Here is an 18,510-nt window from a genome sequence, read left to right as displayed (position 1 = left end):
GAGTTGATATAGATGGATAAGTTTATAATGCCAACTCTTCAAATAGAAGAAATGGGAGAAGCTAGTGTTGGAACAAGATCAGATGAAGTAGTTATAGGGATAGGACCTGCATTTTTAAAATATCAAACTAAAACTATAGTTAATATAAAACATGATGAAGTATTAAGAGAACTTATAGCAGGTATAGAAGAAGAGGGATTACATGCTCGTGTTGTTAGAATACTAAGAACTTCTGATGTCTCATTTATGGCAAATGATGCTGCGAAATTAAGTGGTTCAGGAATTGGTATAGGTATTCAATCTAAGGGAACAACAGTTATACATCAAAAGGATTTACTTCCACTAAACAATGTAGAACTTTTTCCACAAGCACCTCTTTTAGATTTAGATACTTTTAGAGCAATAGGAAAAAATGCAGCAAAATACGCAAAGGGAGAATCACCAAATCCAGTACCAACTAAAAATGATCAAATGGCTAGACCAAAGTTTATGGCAATAGCTGCATTACTTCATATAAAGGAAACGAAACATATTATAGAAAATAAAAAACCAAATGAGATAAAAGTTAAATTCTAATTATAGAAAGGAGAAATTTCATGCAAAAAAATAGAATAACACCTAAGGATTATCCTTTAGCAACTAAGATACCAAATCTTATAAAGACTCCAACAGGTAAAAAACTAGAAGATATAACATTAGAAAGTGTTATGTCACAAGATATAAAGCCTGAAGATATAAGAATATCTAAAGAAACTTTAGAAATGCAAGCTCAAATAGCTGAAGGAATGAATAGAAATGCAATAGCAAGAAATTTTAGAAGAGCAGGTGAACTTATAAGTGTTCCTGATGAAAGAATATTAGAAATATATAATGCATTAAGACCTTTTAGATCTACAAAAGAAGAATTACTTGAAATAGCTGATGAACTTGAAAACATTTATGACGCTAAAGTAAATGCAGACTTTATAAGAGAAGCGGCAGAGGTTTATGAAGTTAGAAAAAAACTAAGAATAGAATAATAAATAAAAGGATGTAAGCAAAATGAAAATAATAGCAGGTGTAGACATTGGAAATGCTACTACTGAAGTAGCACTTGCAAAAGTTTATGATGATAAAGTAGATTTTATTTCTAGTAGTATTGTCCCAACTAGTGGAATAAAAGGAACAAAAGAGAATATAAATGGTGTAATTTCATCTTTAAATATTGCTCTTAATAATGCAAAGCTAAAAATGGAAGATTTAGATTTAGTAAAAATAAATGAAGCAGCTCCAGTTATAGGAGATGTAGCTATGGAAACTATAACTGAAACTATAATAACTGAATCAACTATGATAGGGCATAACCCAGCTACACCTGGTGGAGAAGGTTTAGGTATAGGTAAAACCATAGATATAAGAGATTTAGAAAATTTAGAAGATATAGATTTAAAAGAAAGTTATATTCCTCTTGTGTTAGAAGATATAAATTTTTTAGAAGCATCATATAGAATAAATTTTGCAGTTGAAAGAGGAATAAATATAACTGGTGCCATTGTTCAAAGAGATGATGCAGTATTAATAAATAATAGGTTAGATAAAAAAATACCAATAGTAGATGAAGTAACTCTACTTGAAAAAGTACCTATAGGAATGCTATGTGCAGTTGAAGTTGCTATGCAAGGAAAGGTTATAGATAAGTTGTCAAATCCTTATGGAATAGCGACTGTGTTTAATTTAACTTCTGAAGAAACTAAGATGATTGTTCCTATATCTAGAGCCCTTATAGGAAATAGATCTGCAGTAGTTATAAAGACTCCTAAAGGGGATGTTAAGGAGAAAAAAATTCCTGCTGGTAAGATAATTATCGAAGGGGAAAGAAGAAAAGAAATAGTTGATGTTGACCAAGGTGCTAAGAAGATAATGGATGGAGTTAATTTAAGTTTACCAGTTTGTGATATAAAAGGTGAAGCTGGAACTAATGCAGGTGGAATGATTGAAAGAGTAAGGCAAGTAATGAGTGAGCTTACTAATCAAAACATATGTGATATTAAAATACAAGACTTATTAGCTGTAGACACATTCATACCACAAAAAGTAAAGGGTGGTCTTGCAAAAGAGTTTTCAATGGAAAATGCCGTAGGAATAGCAGTTATGGTTAAAGCAGATAAACTTCAAATGCAAATGATAGCAGATGAACTTGAAGAAAAGCTAAAGATAAAAGTAGAAGTTGGTGGAGTAGAAGCTGACGTTGCTATAAAAGGAGCATTAACAACTCCAGGTACTAGCGTACCTCTTGCAATACTTGATATGGGAGCAGGTTCAACGGATGCTTCTATAATGAACAATAAAGGTGAAGTTAAATCAATACATTTAGCAGGTGCAGGAAATATGGTAACTATGCTTATAAAATCAGAACTTGGTCTTGAAGATTTTTCAACAGCTGAAGATATAAAGAAGTATTCTTTAGCAAAGGTAGAATCGCTATTTAATATAAGACATGAAGATGGAAGTGTAGAATTTTTTGAAAAACCACTAGACCCATCAGTTTTTGCAAAAGTTGTAATTATAAAAGATAATGAACTGATTCCTATAGATGGTCAAAATTCAGTTGAAAAAATAAAAAATATAAGAAGATTAGCTAAAGAAAAAGTGTTTGTTACTAACTGTCTAAGATCACTTAGTATAGTGTCTCCTACAGGCAATATTAGAGATATTGAATTTGTAGTATTAGTTGGAGGCTCATCCCTAGACTTTGAAGTACCACAACTTATAACTGATGCACTATCTCACTATGGGGTTGTAGCAGGTAGAGGAAATATAAGAGGAATAGAAGGTCCAAGAAATGCAGTAGCAACAGGACTTATATTAGCATCTAAATAAGGAGCAAGCTATGATTATAAAGAGTTATGATTTAGATACACCTAGTATATATGTATATCATTCAGCTGATACAGATATAGATGAATTTAAGGAAGTTTTGTGGGGAATAGAAGAAGAAGAAATTCCGTATATAGTAAAACAAATGGAATTTGACGATTCTGAAACTTTAAGTCATGAAGCATCTTTAAAATCTAGGTTATCTATAGGAATTGGTATAAATAAAGAAAAGATAATCTTAACCACTAATAAATTAAAAAAAGATAAACCATTATTTTGCATAGATTTTAATCAAGAATTAAAAGATTTTAGAAACTTAGGAGCTAACGGAGCAAGATTAGTTAAAGGAATTGAACTTAAGAAAATATAAAGAGGTGATATTACTTGAAAAAATTAAATGAATACAAAGAATTAAGCTTAGAAATAGTTAAAGAAATGGCTAAAGCAGCAGAAAAAAAAGCTTTAGAAATAAATGTACCTGTAGTATTTTCAGCAGTTGATAAAGGTGCAAACCTTATGTTAATGCATAGAATGGAAGATGCTTTTATAACAAGTATAGAAATATCAATAAACAAAGCATTTACAGCTGCTTGTCTAAGACAAGGAACTCATGAGATAAGTGAAGTTGTTCAACCAGGAGAATCTTTATATGGACTTCAACTTACAAACAATGCTAGGATAGTTCCTTTTGGTGGAGGTCTACCAATTGTAGTAGATGGACAAGTTGTAGGAGCTGTAGGTGTAAGTGGAGGATCAGTAGAAGAAGATAGATTAATAGCACAAGCTGCTGTTGATGCTTTTCATAAAGTTAATAGCTAATAACATAAGACAAGCAGTTGATATTTGTGAGAATTTATAAGCTAGAATAAATATGGCTTATGTATCATTATTAGCTAGTATTATCCCCCTTCAGAAATGAGGGGGGAATTTAATGGGAGAAATATTATGGATTTAAGATTTTTTGCAGAATTAGTAGGAACGATGATATTAGTATTACTAGGAGACGGAGTTGTAGCTAATGTAATACTTAAAAAAACAAAAGGTGTAAATGGTGGAATAATATCTATAACAGCTGGGTGGGCATTTGCAGTTACCATACCAGTATTTATGTTTGGTAATATAAGTGGAGCTCATTTTAATCCAGCAGTAACATTAGCTCTTGCATCTATTGGAAAGTTTCCGTGGGAAGATGTTCCAATGTATTTAATAGCACAATTTATAGGAGCATTTATAGGAGCTTCATTAGTATTAATTTCTTATTATGACCATTTTAAATTAACTGAAGATAAAAGTATTAAATTAGGTGTATTTTGTACAGCTCCAGAAGTTAGAAACTTAAAGTCAAACTTTATAACTGAATTTATAGGAACTTTTATATTAATGTTTGCAATATTAGGTATAGGAGCATATCCATTAGCTGAAGGAATAAGTCCGATTGCAGTAGGTATAGTAGTATGGGGCATAGGTTTAAGTTTAGGAGGACCTACAGGATATGCTATAAATCCAGCTAGAGATTTAGGGCCAAGACTTGCACATTTTATACTACCAGTTCCAAATAAAGGAGATTCTGACTGGCAATATGCTCCAATACCAGTTATAGCACCTATATGTGGAGCTATAGTTTCAGCATTTATTTACAATATGATATTTTAATGTTAAATATAGATGTATATACTAAAATAAATGTTGTATTAGTAATAAAAATAAACTAAACAATGCTTAATATAACTTTGCAAATAATATTAATTTAAATAAAAGCCATATATAAGTAGAAATATATTCATACTTATATATGGCTTTTTATATGAAAATAACAGTGGTACCACTACTACTTAAAACTTATATATATGTGGTACTTTAAATAAAGCTCATTTAATCATATAATCTTAATATAAACAAGAAAAGAACTAATTGACATATAGGAGATGGATAAAATGATGAAAGTTGGAGTTATAATGGGTGGTGTATCTTCAGAAAGAGAAGTATCACTAAAATCAGGAAGAGGAATACTAGGTAGTATAGATAAAAATAAATATGAAGTAGTAGAAGTAATACTAGATTCAAAACAAGATATATTTGAAAAAGCAAAAGGATTAGATTTTGCACTACTTGCATTACATGGAGAATTTGGAGAAGACGGAACAGTTCAAGCAATACTTGAAGCAATGGATATACCATACTCAGGATGTGGACCTTTAACTAGTGGTTTATGTATGGACAAAAATATGAGTAAAAAAATATTAAAAGAAGGAAACATACCAACAGCTCCTTGGACTACTGTAAAAGATTTAGATAAAATAGATTATGACAAAATAGAAGAAATAGGTTATCCTTTATTTATAAAACCAAATAGTGGAGGCTCTAGCGTAGCAACATTTTTAATAAAAGATAAAAGTGAAATATATGACGCAGTTAAAGAAGTATTAAAATATGATAAAGAAGCTATGATAGAAAAATATATAAAAGGTGAAGAATACACTTCATTTATATTAAATGGAGAAGTATTCCCTACAATATCTATAAAAACAGAAAATGAATTCTTTGACTATGAAGCTAAATACTCACAAGGTGGAAAAGGTGCAAAAGAAGAAGTAGTATACTTAGATAAAGATTTACAAGAAAAAGTAAATGAAGTTTCTAAAAAATGTTGGGATGCTTTTAACTGTAGAGTTTATGTGAGAGTTGATGTTATAATAAGTGAAGGAGTACCTTACGTTTTAGAACTTAACACATTACCAGGAATGACAGCTACTAGTTTAATACCTCAAAGCGCAAAAGCTAGAGGTATAGAGTATAGTGAGTTAATAGATAAGATAATAGAATATTCATTAGCTTAAAAATAATTAATAAAATTTTATAAATTCTAAAACTATAAGGAGGAACGAATCGTTCCTCCTATGTTTGTTGTATGGATAAGATTAAAAAGGAGTGATTAAATGATAGATATTTTAATAACTAGCCTTGAAAATCTATTTGGAATTTTAGGTACTTTTATAGTTTTTGGATTTATATTTAATGTAATTCAAATTATAAATGAAAGACTTATAGTATCTACATTTGGATTTAAAGGACTAGTAATTACAGGATATATAGGAACGGTAGTACATGAGTTAAGTCATATGATAATGGCAAAAATATTTAATCATAAAATAGTTGATTTTAAATTATTTAGACCTAAAAAAGCACTTTCAGATGGAGTATTTGGATACGTTAAGCATTCTTATAAATCAAATAGTTTGTATCAAAGAGCAGGAGACTTTTTTATAGGAATAGCACCTATGATATTTGGAACAGCTTTAATATGGTTAATAATGATGGCTTTAACTCCTAATACTTATAATGATCTTATAAATAATATAAATGTTATAGAGTATTTAAATAGTTTAAATAATATAGATATAAATAGTATAATAAATATTTTATTATTACAAACAAAAGTAATAATAGATAGTATGTTTCTAACTAAAAATATTTTTAGTATTGGTCATATAATAATGCTTATATTAGTTTACTTTATTTCAACTCATATGACATTAAGTAAAAAAGATATACAAGGAAGTTTAAATGGATTAGTTATATGCTACATTATATCTATAATACTAACTATAATTAGTACAATGTTAAAAAATGAAAGTATTTTTTTATTAGATTCAATTATAAAATTTAACATATACACAATATCTTTTTTAATGATTGGGCTAATATTTTCACTAATTACATTAGTTATAACTTTCCTTTTAAATAGGATTTTAAATAATTAATAAGATAGAGGTGATATAACACTTGATATTTTCAAATATAGATTTTAATGATGAAGAACCAATATATATACAAATAAAAAATAACATAAAAGATATGATATCAAAAGGAATGCTTACTAAAGGAAGTAAACTTCCTTCTACTAGAGAGCTTAGTGAAATACTAAATGTAAGTAGAAATTCAGTTATATCTGCTTTTGAAGATTTAAAAGCTGAAGGAGTTATACACTCTGAAAAAGGAAAGGGAACTTTTGTAAGTATATCTAATGAACATAAGGAAAATACTTGGAATATAAATTGGGATGAAAAGTATAATAACTACGCAAATTTATGCGAAGAACTTGATATAGTAAAAAGTGAAATACCTTGGGAGAAGGAGTTAATATCTTTTAAAAGCATATCTCCTCAAGGAGAACTATTTGACATTGATGAAATAAAAAAATCATTTTTAAATAGAATAAGCCTTGAAGGTCATAAGCTACTTAACTATGGCTATGCAAAAGGATATCAACCACTTATTAACTATCTACTTTCATATATGGAGGATAAGGGAGTTGATACTTCTAATAAAGACATACTAATAACTAATGGATTTACAGAAGGGCTTGATATAATACTATCTTCACTTACTAAATCAGGAGACACTATTATATGTGAAAATCCTACTCACAATACTGCTATAAAGCTTTTTAAGGTTTATGATTTAAATATAGTAGGAATTCCTATGACTAACAATGGAATGGACTTAGAGGTTTTAGAAAAAGAGCTTAAAAATAATGATGTTAAGCTTTCATTTGTAGTTCCATCTTATCACAATCCAACGGGTATAGTCATGAGACACAAAGAACGATATGAATTATATAATCTTATGAAAAAGTATAATGTACCTATAATAGAAGATGGATTTAATGAAGAATTACTTCATACAGGTTCTCATATATGTCCAATTGCAGCCCTTGATGGTTCATCTAATGGAGTATTGTATATAGGAAGTTTTTCAAAGGTACTTTTTCCTGGTATGAGAATAGGTTGGATATTAGCGGATAAGAGTATTATAAGTAAATTAGAAAGTGTTAAAAGATGTAAAAATATTCATGTATCTTTTTTAGACCAAGCTATTTTGTATGATTATTTAAATAATGGCTCTTTTGAAAAGTATATGAAAAAAATAAAAAAGTTCTATAAAGAAAAATATGAATTTGCACTAGAATGTGTTAAAAAATATATACATACAGATTATATTATGGGTGAAGGGGGACTTCATATATTTTTAAAATTAGATAATATAAATAGTAGAGAATTATTATCTAGATGTTATGAAAAAGGTGTTATATTTATGTGTGGAGATGTATTCTATATAGATGATAGTGGACATGATACATTAAGACTTGGTTTTTCAAGGCTTGATTTTGAGGATATTGAAAAAGGAATCAAGATAATTGGCTCTGTTATAGATAAGCTTAGGTAATAAAAAAGTGAAATTAAAAAATAAGCTATATAGAACACCCTCATTTATTATATCTTTATAAACAAGTAGAATAGCTTATAATTGGTATGGAAAAAATAAAAGAGCAAAGCGATTTTAAAACATGTAATATAAAGGAGTATATAAGATAATGCCAATTAAAGAACAAGTTCCTCACGATAAAGGTATTGACCATACTATAGCTATGTCCCAGGAGGCATATCTATTTATAAAAAATAGGGTAGATAAATATCAGTCGGATATATTTGAGACACATTTGCTAGGAGAAAAAGCAATCTGTATAGTTGGAAAAGAAGCAGCAAGGATTTTTTACGATTCAGAATTATTTAAGCGAAATGGTGCTGCTCCAAAACGAGTACAAAAAACATTGTTTGGTATAGGTGGTGTACAGTCTATGGATGGAGAATCACATAGGCATCGTAAAAATCTTTTCATGTCATTGACTAACTCACATCATCAAAATCAAATTTCAAAACTTCTAATGGATAAATTGCAATCATCAATTAGTAAATGGGAAGGTAATAAGGAGATTGTACTTTTTGATGAGGCAAAGTATATTTTATGCTGGGTAGCATGTAATTGGGCTGGGGTTCCTCTCTTAGAATCTGAGGTAAAAGAGAGAGCAGAGGATTTTAGTGCAATGGTTGATGCTCTTGGAGCAGTAGGACCACGATATTGGAAAGGTAAAATAGCTAGATCTAGAGCCGAAGAGTGGATAGAAAAAGTCATAGAAGATGTTCGTTCTGGTAAGCTTAAGGTTGAAGAAAGCTCAGCACTTTATGCTATGGCTTTTCATAGAGAGTTAGATGGTAGTCAACTAGATACTAAAATTGCTGCGGTGGAACTTATCAACATACTACGTCCAATTGTTGCTATCTCAACATTCATTACATTTTCGGCCTTAGCTTTATATGAGCACCCAGAGTGTAAAGAAAAACTTTTGTCTGGTAACAGTAAAGATTTTGAAATGTTTGTGCAAGAAGTTAGACGCTATTACCCATTTGGGCCATTTTTAGGGGCAAGAGTAAAAAAGGATTTTTCTTGGAATAAATACGAATTTAAAAAAGATATGCTTGTTATTCTTGATATTTATGGTACAAATCATGATTCAAGAATATGGGAGAAGCCTTTTGAATTTATACCAGAGCGTTTTAAAGAGCGTAATGAGAGCTTATTTGATTTTATTCCTCAAGGTGGCGGAGATCCTGCAAAAGGTCATCGCTGTCCAGGAGAAAAAATTACAATTGAAATCATGAAAGCTAGTATTGATTTCCTTATTAATAGTATTGAGTTTGAAGTACCTGATCAGGATTTAAGTTATAGCCTAGAAAGGATACCTACGTTGCCTAAAAGTGGATTTGTAATGAGGAATATTAAACAAAAAATTTAGTTTCTTAATGTTTGATTATAATAGAATAAAATTAAAATAATCAAACTTTATAAATTCTAAAACTACAAGGAGGAACGAATCGTTCCTCCTTATTTTCTACTTCAAAAGTAATCACAATTACAAATTAATAAAAAGTGAAAATAGTCATATTTTAAGAAAGTATATTACTAGAAATAATACTGGGCAAAGCTAAAAGTTTAAGTTATAGCACTGTATCTAGATACAACATTATTGGTAAAAACATAGATTTTAAATTTTTAGAAGAGTTTGTTAAATCTATTAATAATTAAATAAAAAATAGTAGCAGATGCTCCTATTTTATACTAATTTTAAAATATATTTCTAAAATTCAAACTTTTTGATACGTATTATGATTACAATGTAATTAGAAAATAAAATATGTAATTAAGATAGTGAGATAAGGAGGATAATATCTTGAAAAAAATTATATCATTATTATTAACAAAGCCTCTAACTTATGGATTGGAAATGAATATTTTGAGATGATAAATATTTTAAGATCTGATGGAGGTGGTTGGAAAACTGAATGGGTAGATTTATACAACAATGGGCATAGAGGATTAATTTGTATTATGTTAGATGTAGTTAATATAGATGAAGTTTATAACTTATTAAATAAAAAAAGTATTGAAATTACAAAACCTGAGCATTTAAAATTTAAATGGTTTTTCAACATGCTTACAAGAACTATGCCTTGGCAAAATAGTTATATTAATTTTTTTGAAGGAGTTCCATTGCAAATTGGATTTCAACAAATGAATGATGAAAAATCTCGAAAGTTTATGAATGAATATATGATTCCAAATAGCAGAGACAATGATATCATTGGTATAAGTGAAGTTATAGTAAGATGACCATTAACTAATAATGATATAAAGCTTATTCATAATATATTTGATATTTATATTACTCAAACAGAACCTTTAACTATACAATTAAATCAACAACACGTCTTAGTTTTTGAAGATAGCGAAAGTTATTCAGTCGATATAATTACCAAATGTAACAATAAAAGCTTTAATAATAAAAGTATATCTATAGAAAATATTGCTATTAAGAATATATAGTTCATTATTTAATATAATTCCTATTAAATAATGAACCTTGAGCAATAAATTCATATCCTACTTCTTTTAAATTCAAAGACTTAAATAAGTTATTACAGCATAAACTTAAATTATTAATATTACTAGATAGTATAGGCCCAACTATCTTTTTATGATCTATAATAGCTATACTTGCAACTAATGGAGGAGAAATAAAAGATTACGAAGGTGTTAATAAATCAAAACTACCTCAATTACCACTAATATGTGTAAACACAACAGCAGGAACAGGTAGTGAGTTAACAATATTCTCTATAATAACAGATGAAGAAAGACATGTTAAAATGGCTTTAGTAGAGAAAAATATGACTCCAATATGCGCAGTTAATGATGGACAAAATTTAATCGCTCGTGAAAATATGGCATATGCTGAGTGTTTAGCAGGAGTTGCATTTAGCAATACATCATTAGGGTATGTTCATGTTATAGCTCATCAATTAGGTGGATTTTATGATTCACCTCATGGAGTATGTAATGCAGTATTACTTCCAAGAGTTGAGAAGTTTAATGCTAAAGTATGTGCAAATAGATTAAAAGATGTTGCTAAGTTTATGGGTATAGAGGTATCTAATATGAATGATGAAGAAGGAGCTAATGCTTGTATAAATGCTATAGAAAAATTATCAAAAGCTGTAAATATACCAACAGGACTTAAAGAACTTGGAGTGAAAGAAAAAGATTTTGACACTTTAGCAGCTAATGCATTAAAAGATGCTTGTGGTTTAACTAATCCAATAACTGCTACTCATGAAGAAATAAAAGAAATACTTAAATTATCTATGGAATAAATATAAATATTAATATATAACCTAAGGATTATTTCCTTAGGTTTATTTATTTTAAATAAAAATAATAAAGGAAAAAAACAAATAATGTAGAATTATTAAATCTTGAGTATATTTTGGGACAGGGAGATTTAATAAATGACAAAATTTAAGAAAATAATATACATATTAACTGTTATATTAATGACACAGATGTTTATATCTAAAATACATGCAAAAAGTACAAAAGATGCGTCATTTAACGTTTTAGTACTAAACTCTTATCATCAAGGACATTACTGGGAATCAAATATAGCAATGGGGCTTAAAAATTATATATCAAATAATAATGAGCCAAATATAAACTTTAAAGTTGAATATTTAGATTTTAGAGTTAATCACGATAAAGAATATATAAAATCATTAAAAGATATGTTAAGTAAAAAGTACCCAAAGGGAAGTATAGATCTTATATACGCAGTAAATGATGAATCTTATGAAGTTTTTAAAAAGGAAGTAAAAAATATAAATAGCAATTTTTATAAATTACCTCTTTTGTTTAGTGGTGTAGATAATAATTTAGAAGAAACCAACAAAGAAAAAGAAAACATGACAGGTGTATATCACCGTGATGATACATTAGATTTAATGATTTTAATGCAAGACTTAACTCCTAAAGTAAGATATATAAATATAATAACGGAAGAATCAGGATATGGATATTCTATTTATAAGGAAGTAACAAGGATAGTAGATAGATACTTAAAAGATCAAGTAAAAATAAGACATATAAAAAGTAATTATTTAGAAGATATAACAAAAGAATTAAGTGAGATTAAAAATTCAGAAAGTACTATTAATATAATTGGAGGAGAATTTCAGTGTAAAAATTTAGGAAAGTATAAAACTCCTATAGAAGTTATAAATACGATAAAAAATTATAGCAGTGCACCAATATACTCTAACGATCAAACCTATATGAATGCTGGTATATTAGGAGGTAGTATAGATATAGGTCAAGAACAAGGTAGTATAATTGGAGAGATGATAATTAAATTAAAAAATGGAGAAAAAATAGAAAATATTAAAAGTGTTCCAGAACCTAAAGTAAAATCATACGTAGATTATAACAGTATATATGAGTATAATATTAATCCTTTTTCTGTAATAAAGGATGTAGTTGTTTTAAATAAAGATCCTTTTGAATTACTAATTCCTACATGGATGAAAGGAGTTTTAATATTTTTACAAATCATATCAATAATAATTATTATAGGTATAATCATAATTTTTATTAGATTTAGAAATGATAAATTAAAAAGAATAGAAATACAAAAAAGAGCAAAAGAAAGAGAGAAATTAAAATCAGATTTTATAGTTAATCTAAGCCATGAATTAAGAACACCTATAAATATAATATTAGGAACAACTAAAGTATTAGAAAAAAGTCTTGAAAAAGGAAATCTAGATAAAGATTATATATTAAGTAAGCTAGAAAATGTAGATAAAAATGCCTATAGACTGCTTAAAATATCAAATAATATAATAGATATGACTAAAGCTGAATCTGGAATGTTAAAATTAAACTTAGAAAATTGCAATATAGTATGTGTTGTAGAAGATATATTTGAGTCTAGTATAGATTTTGCAAGAAGAAAAAATATTGATATGGTATTTGACACAGAATGTGAAGAGGTAAAAGTAGCTATAGATATATTTCAAATTCAAAGAGTTATATTAAATTTGTTATCAAATGCTATAAAGTTTACACCTGAAAATGGAGTTATAAGTGTGTATATTTATAAAGAAAAAGAAAATGTAGTTATTGAAGTAAAAGATAATGGAGTAGGTATATCAAAAGAAAAGGTTGATTATATATTTCATAGATTTTATCAAGTGGACAACTTATATACTAGACACAATGAAGGTAGTGGAATAGGACTTTGTATAGTAAAGGAAATAATAGATATTCATGATGGAAAAATACAAATAGAAAGTGAAATAAATAAAGGTTCTACTTTTAAGATATGCCTTCCTAGACATTTGAAAGTAAATGAAATGCAAAATGAAGGTTCAAGTATAAAAGATATAAATAAAATAGTAGATTTAGAAATGTCTGATGTATATTAATAAGTAATCTGTATATAAGCTTTAAAGATGCTTATGTATAGGTTACTTTACTTTAAAATAAATGATAAATAATTAGTAAAGGAAAACTAATTTTATTTGAAACTATAATTACACTTATAGTAGAATAAAATAATAGATAAAAAATTATAATAAGGATTGATGATATTGACATATATTTTAAACAGTAGACAAGTTAAGATAATTAATATATTAAACAAAAGTACACAACCTATAACTAGTAAGGCTTTAGCATATGAACTAGATTGTTCTACAAAAACAGTTCAAGGAGAAATAAAAGAGATAAACTCTACTTTAGAAAATGTAAAAATAGATTCTATAAGAGGAAAAGGATATATATTAGTTGGAAATGTAGATTCTATTATTGATAAAGATGATGAACAAACTAACGTTAATATAGATAGAGTAGGATATATATTAAAAAAGATACTACTACTTTATAAAGATAAAACATTGAAAATAGAAAGTTTAGCAGATGAAATGTATGTTAGTCTATCTACCATAAAAAATGACTTAAAAGAAGTTAAAGTTATACTTGAAAATTATAATTTAAAAACTATATCAAAACATAAGCTAGGTATTAGTATTTCAGGAGATACTAAAAATATAATAAAGTGTATAATAGAAAGTAGCTTAAAGTACAAAAACATAAATATTGAAGACTTTTTTAGTGACATTGTAGCTTCAAATATATCTTCAATAAGAAGTGAAATATTATACAATATACATAAAAAACATATAATATTTACTGATTATGAATTTAATAATATATTCAATTATATACTACTATCACTATCATTAGAAGATAATAATAATTATAAAGAATTTATAAAAATATATATTAATAACTACCAAGAAAAAATAAACAGTAATTACAATAAAGAATATGAAGAAAAAGTACTAAGCTCTATAGATGAGTTTATTAAAAATTTAAAATTAGCTACATCTATAGATTTAAGTAATGATAATATATTTAAAAAGTATTTATATAAGCATATACTTAGCTTTTATACTAACAAAGAACTAAACATAAATACTCAAAGTATAATAGCAAGCGATATAAAGGCTAAGTATCCATTTGCATTTGAACTAGCAACTATTGCAAAAAATACATTAGAAAAAGATTTAGATATTAAAATAGATGAAAATGAGATTGCAAATATTGCAATTCATATAGGAGGAGCATTACAAAGAATTTCTCATAAAGAAAACAAAAAAGTATTAAAAGCTATAATAGTATGTGCATCAGGCATTGGAACATCTATGCTCATAAAGGCAAAGCTTGAAGCTAAATTTGATAAAAGAATTGAAATACTAAAAGTAATTCCTTCTTACTTAATAGATTTTATAGGAGTACTTGATGTAGATTTTATAATATCTACGGTACCTATAGATATTAAAAATATTCCTGTTATAAATGTATCACCATTTTTAGATGAAAAGGAAATAATGATAATAGAAAAGTTTATAGATACAGGTAAAATTTATTATAATATAAATTTATCTGAAATATTTGATAAGGATTTATTCTTTACAGGCTTAGATTTTGATAATAAATATGATGCAATAGATTATATGTCTGATAAATTACTTAAAAAGAATTATATAGATGAAGAAATGAAACTATCTTATATTGATAGAGAAAAGATAGCTACAACAGAAATTGGAAATATGGTAGCTATTCCTCATGGTGCTAAAGGAAAGGTATATAAAAATACTATAGCAATAGGAATACTTAAAAAAAGCATAAAGTGGGAAGTAGGGGATGTAAGGCTTATAGTAATGCTTTGTATACAAAAAGATAGTATATTAAACTATGAAGATTTACTTTCAAGCATATATAAAAGAATAGATTCTATAGCTAAAGTTATAAGTATATGTGAATCTAAAAATTATGATAAATTTATAGCTATGTTTAAATAAATATATTTAATTTATAATCTAAAAAAATTTAATATAATAAAGGTGAAAATACACCTTTATATTTAATAGATAAATTTCTCTTTTAACTAAGAGAAATTTTTTGTCTTTTAGGAAAAGGTATTCTAGCTTATTATAAGTATATAAGATAACACAATGAGGTGATAAAATGATTTATACAGTTACACTTAATCCATCTATAGATTATGTAATAAAGCTAGATAATCTAAAAAATGGAGAGGTAAATAGAACTAAAGAAGAGTATGTATATCCAGGTGGTAAAGGTATAAATGTATCTTTAATATTAAAAGAACTAGGATATGAAAGTAGAGCTCTAGGATTTGTTAGTGGGTTTACAGGTAATTATATAAAAGATGTATTAAAAGATAAAGGACTAAATGAAGATTTTATAAATATAGAAAATGGATTTACAAGAATAAATGTTAAGGTTAAAAGCAGTGAAGAAACAGAAATAAATGGTCAAGGACCAAATATAAATGAAAAAGATTTAAATAAATTATATGAAAAATTAGACACCCTTACGGAAAACGATATATTAGTACTAGCAGGAAGTATACCTAATACTTTAGATTCTTCTCTTTATGAAAATATAATGAAAAGGCTAGAAAATAAAAATATAAAAATAGTAGTAGATGCAACTAAAAATTTATTAATTAATGTATTAAAGCACAAACCATTTTTAATAAAGCCAAACAACCATGAATTAGAAGAATTATTTAATGTTAAATTAGAAACTACTGATGAAATAATAACTTATGCTAGAAAGTTAAAAGATATGGGAGCTAAAAATGTATTAATATCAAGAGGGAAAGATGGAGCATTACTTATAACAGAAAATGGAGAAATATTTATAAGTAACGTAGCAAAAGGAAAAGTTAAAAATTCAGTAGGTGCAGGAGATTCTATGGTAGCTGGATTTATAGCTGGATATCTAAATTCAAAAGACTACAAAGAAGCTTTAAAACTAGGGGCAGCTAGTGGAGGTGCAACAGCATTTTCTAATGATTTAGCAGATAAAGAACATATATATAGTTTAATAGATGAAATAAATGTAGAGAGGAGATAAGCTATGAAGATAGTAGATTTAATAAATAAAAAGTCTATAAGCCTTAACTTAAAAGCAACTGATAAAAGTGATGCTATAGACAAGCTAGTAGATTTAGTAAATAATAGTGGCAATTTAAATAATAAAGAAGAATATAAAAAAGCAATAATAGCTCGTGAAAATCAAAGTACAACAGGAATAGGTGAAGGAATAGCAATACCTCATGCTAAAACTAGTTCAGTTAAAAATGCATGTTTAGCTGCAGCTATTTGCAAAGATGGTGTAGACTATGAATCTTTTGATGGGAGCCTATCACACTTATTCTTTATGATAGCAGCACCAGAAGGAGCTAATAACACTCACTTAGAGGTGTTATCAAGATTATCTACAATACTTATGGATGAAGAATTTAGAGAAAAACTTATAAATGCTAAAAGCGAAGATGAGTTTTTAAGTTTAATAGATAAAAAGGAAAAAGAGAAATTCCCAGAAGAAAAAGAAGAAAAAATAGAAGTGGTTAAAGAAAAAACTTCAAAATACCCAAAAGTATTAGCAGTTACAGCTTGCCCGACAGGTATAGCACATACTTTTATGGCAGCAGAAAGCTTAAATAAACAAGCTGAGAAAATGGGAGTTAGCATAAAAGTAGAAACTAATGGTTCATCTGGTGCTAAAAATGTATTAACTAAAGAAGAAATAGCAAATGCAACAGCTATAATAGTAGCAGCAGATAAAAAAGTTGATATGGCTAGATTTAATGGAAAGAAAGTTATAATAACTAAAGTTGCTGATGGAATACACAAAGCTGAAGAGTTAATAACTAAAGCAGAAAATGGAGATGCACCTATATATAATCACGGCGGCAATGTAGAAATAAAAGAAGAAAGTAGTGACGAAAGTACATTTAGAAAAGTATATAAACATTTAATGAATGGTGTATCAAACATGCTACCATTTGTAGTAAGTGGAGGTATACTAATAGCTTTAGCATTTTTACTTGATGATTACTCAATAAATCCAGATACTTTTGGTTCAAACACACCGCTTGCAGCATTCTTTAAATCAATAGGAGATACTGCTTTTAAATTTATGTTACCAGTACTAGCAGGATATATTGCATATAGTATAGCTGATAGACCAGCTTTAGTAGTAGGATTTGTAGGAGGAGCACTAGCAAATACTGGTGGTTCAGGTTTCTTAGGAGCATTACTTGCTGGTTTTATAGCAGGATACTTAGTAGTAGGGCTTAAGAAAGTATTTAGTGTGTTACCAGATTCATTAGATGGAATAAAGCCAGTACTTTTATATCCTTTATTTGGGACACTTTTAATGGGTATTATAATGACATTTTTAATAATACCTCCAGTAGCAGCACTTAATTTAGGTATAACTAACTTCTTAAATGGACTTGGAACTAGTTCTAAATTAATACTTGGATTAATACTTGGGGGTATGATGGCAATAGACATGGGTGGACCAATAAACAAGGCAGCTTATGTATTTGGAGTTGCATCACTACAATCAGGCCAATTTGAAATAATGGCAGCAGTTATGGCAGGTGGTATGGTACCTCCTTTAGCAATAGCACTTGCTACAACTTTCTTTAAAAATAGATTTACAAAAGAAGAAAGAGAATCAGGTAAGGTTAATTATGTAATGGGATTATCATTTATAACAGAAGGGGCAATACCATTTGCAGCAGCAGACCCACTTAAAGTTATACCAGCTTGTGTATTAGGTTCAGCAACAGCAGGAGCACTTAGTATGATGTTTAACGCAACACTAAGAGCACCACATGGAGGAATATTTGTTGTTCCAGTTGTTGGTAACCCTTTAGGATACTTAGCTGCAATAGCAATAGGTTCAGTAGTAGGTATGATAGCATTAGCAGCTTTAAAAAAGCCTATAAATGAATAATATATACTTAGTTAAAAATAGATAGACTTATATAAAAATAAGTCTATCTATTTTTTATATACTAAATGATTAAAAACT

At 27.7% G+C, this 18,510-nt stretch carries 16 protein-coding genes; all 16 read left to right on the top strand.

Annotated elements, in window-relative coordinates:
- Positions 1–12: 12 nt before the first annotated feature.
- The 16 genes from ABHC41_RS00170 (at position 13) to ABHC41_RS00095 (ending at position 18,432) form a co-directional block, all read left to right on the top strand.
- The gene (locus ABHC41_RS00170; protein ID WP_092926344.1) at positions 13–576 is read left to right on the top strand and encodes a propanediol/glycerol family dehydratase medium subunit; all 564 of its coding nucleotides are present in this window, start codon (positions 13–15) and stop codon (positions 574–576) included.
- A 20-nt stretch (positions 577–596) separates the two neighbouring features.
- Positions 597–1,019 (top strand): diol dehydratase small subunit, encoded by a 423-nt coding sequence (locus ABHC41_RS00165; protein ID WP_195237064.1) that lies wholly within the window; start codon positions 597–599, stop codon positions 1,017–1,019.
- Between the two features lie 22 nt (positions 1,020–1,041).
- Entirely contained in the window at positions 1,042–2,859 is a 1,818-nt protein-coding gene (locus ABHC41_RS00160; protein ID WP_271891830.1) for a diol dehydratase reactivase subunit alpha, read from the top strand.
- Positions 2,860–2,869: 10 nt separating this feature from the next.
- Positions 2,870–3,226 (top strand): glycerol dehydratase reactivase beta/small subunit family protein, encoded by a 357-nt coding sequence (locus ABHC41_RS00155; RefSeq protein WP_271891828.1) that lies wholly within the window; start codon positions 2,870–2,872, stop codon positions 3,224–3,226.
- 14 nt (positions 3,227–3,240) lie between these two features.
- Positions 3,241–3,675, top strand: coding sequence for a heme-binding protein (locus tag ABHC41_RS00150; protein ID WP_271891827.1), 435 nt, complete (start codon positions 3,241–3,243; stop codon positions 3,673–3,675).
- A 126-nt stretch (positions 3,676–3,801) separates the two neighbouring features.
- Entirely contained in the window at positions 3,802–4,509 is a 708-nt protein-coding gene (locus ABHC41_RS00145; RefSeq protein ID WP_166505228.1) for an MIP/aquaporin family protein, read from the top strand.
- Between the two features lie 284 nt (positions 4,510–4,793).
- A complete protein-coding gene (locus ABHC41_RS00140) occupies positions 4,794–5,693 on the top strand; it encodes a D-alanine--D-alanine ligase (protein ID WP_271892069.1) in 900 nt (299 codons plus the stop codon).
- Positions 5,694–5,792: 99 nt separating this feature from the next.
- A complete protein-coding gene (locus ABHC41_RS00135) occupies positions 5,793–6,617 on the top strand; it encodes a hypothetical protein (protein WP_271891826.1) in 825 nt (274 codons plus the stop codon).
- Positions 6,618–6,639: 22 nt separating this feature from the next.
- Positions 6,640–8,082, top strand: a complete 1,443-nt coding sequence (locus ABHC41_RS00130; protein WP_271891825.1) for a PLP-dependent aminotransferase family protein — start codon at positions 6,640–6,642, stop codon at positions 8,080–8,082.
- Between the two features lie 148 nt (positions 8,083–8,230).
- Positions 8,231–9,490, top strand: coding sequence for a cytochrome P450 (locus ABHC41_RS00125; protein WP_271891824.1), 1,260 nt, complete (start codon positions 8,231–8,233; stop codon positions 9,488–9,490).
- Positions 9,491–9,993: 503 nt separating this feature from the next.
- On the top strand, positions 9,994–10,365 hold the full coding sequence (locus ABHC41_RS00120) for a hypothetical protein (RefSeq protein ID WP_271891822.1): 372 nt from the start codon (positions 9,994–9,996) through the stop codon (positions 10,363–10,365).
- A gap of 371 nt (positions 10,366–10,736) precedes the next feature.
- On the top strand, positions 10,737–11,405 hold the full coding sequence (locus ABHC41_RS00115) for an iron-containing alcohol dehydrogenase (protein WP_330678045.1): 669 nt from the start codon (positions 10,737–10,739) through the stop codon (positions 11,403–11,405).
- Positions 11,406–11,540: 135 nt separating this feature from the next.
- On the top strand, positions 11,541–13,511 hold the full coding sequence (locus ABHC41_RS00110) for a HAMP domain-containing sensor histidine kinase (protein WP_271891821.1): 1,971 nt from the start codon (positions 11,541–11,543) through the stop codon (positions 13,509–13,511).
- Between the two features lie 165 nt (positions 13,512–13,676).
- Positions 13,677–15,452 carry a BglG family transcription antiterminator gene (locus ABHC41_RS00105; protein ID WP_271959424.1) on the top strand — a complete coding sequence of 592 codons (1,776 nt, stop codon included), beginning with the start codon at positions 13,677–13,679 and terminating at the stop codon, positions 15,450–15,452.
- A 166-nt stretch (positions 15,453–15,618) separates the two neighbouring features.
- Positions 15,619–16,536: a 1-phosphofructokinase gene (pfkB, locus tag ABHC41_RS00100; protein WP_271891819.1), complete on the top strand. Its 918-nt coding sequence runs from the start codon at positions 15,619–15,621 to the stop codon at positions 16,534–16,536.
- A 3-nt stretch (positions 16,537–16,539) separates the two neighbouring features.
- Positions 16,540–18,432, top strand: coding sequence for a PTS fructose transporter subunit IIABC (locus tag ABHC41_RS00095; RefSeq protein ID WP_271891817.1), 1,893 nt, complete (start codon positions 16,540–16,542; stop codon positions 18,430–18,432).
- Positions 18,433–18,510: the final 78 nt, after the last annotated feature.

Origin of the sequence: Romboutsia sp. 1001216sp1, from assembly GCF_039841805.1 — a bacterium.
Taxonomy (GTDB): Bacteria; Bacillota; Clostridia; order Peptostreptococcales; family Peptostreptococcaceae; genus Romboutsia_C; species Romboutsia_C hominis.
Note: the sequence above shows the minus strand (reverse complement) of the source record. Positions and strands in the feature narration are given on the sequence as shown.

Bases quoted from the DNA above. Each gene is read 5' to 3' on its own strand.
- ABHC41_RS00170 (WP_092926344.1), top strand. From the start codon at position 13: ATGGATAAGTTTATAATGCCAACTCTTCAAATAGAAGAAATGGGAGAA.
- pfkB (WP_271891819.1), top strand. From the start codon at position 15,619: ATGATTTATACAGTTACACTTAATCCATCTATAGATTATGTAATAAAG.
- ABHC41_RS00120 (WP_271891822.1), top strand. From the start codon at position 9,994: ATGATAAATATTTTAAGATCTGATGGAGGTGGTTGGAAAACTGAATGG.
- ABHC41_RS00145 (WP_166505228.1), top strand. From the start codon at position 3,802: ATGGATTTAAGATTTTTTGCAGAATTAGTAGGAACGATGATATTAGTA.
- ABHC41_RS00095 (WP_271891817.1), top strand. From the start codon at position 16,540: ATGAAGATAGTAGATTTAATAAATAAAAAGTCTATAAGCCTTAACTTA.
- ABHC41_RS00135 (WP_271891826.1), top strand. From the start codon at position 5,793: ATGATAGATATTTTAATAACTAGCCTTGAAAATCTATTTGGAATTTTA.
- ABHC41_RS00140 (WP_271892069.1), top strand. From the start codon at position 4,794: ATGAAAGTTGGAGTTATAATGGGTGGTGTATCTTCAGAAAGAGAAGTA.
- ABHC41_RS00165 (WP_195237064.1), top strand. From the start codon at position 597: ATGCAAAAAAATAGAATAACACCTAAGGATTATCCTTTAGCAACTAAG.
- ABHC41_RS00125 (WP_271891824.1), top strand. From the start codon at position 8,231: ATGCCAATTAAAGAACAAGTTCCTCACGATAAAGGTATTGACCATACT.
- ABHC41_RS00160 (WP_271891830.1), top strand. From the start codon at position 1,042: ATGAAAATAATAGCAGGTGTAGACATTGGAAATGCTACTACTGAAGTA.
- ABHC41_RS00110 (WP_271891821.1), top strand. From the start codon at position 11,541: ATGACAAAATTTAAGAAAATAATATACATATTAACTGTTATATTAATG.
- ABHC41_RS00155 (WP_271891828.1), top strand. From the start codon at position 2,870: ATGATTATAAAGAGTTATGATTTAGATACACCTAGTATATATGTATAT.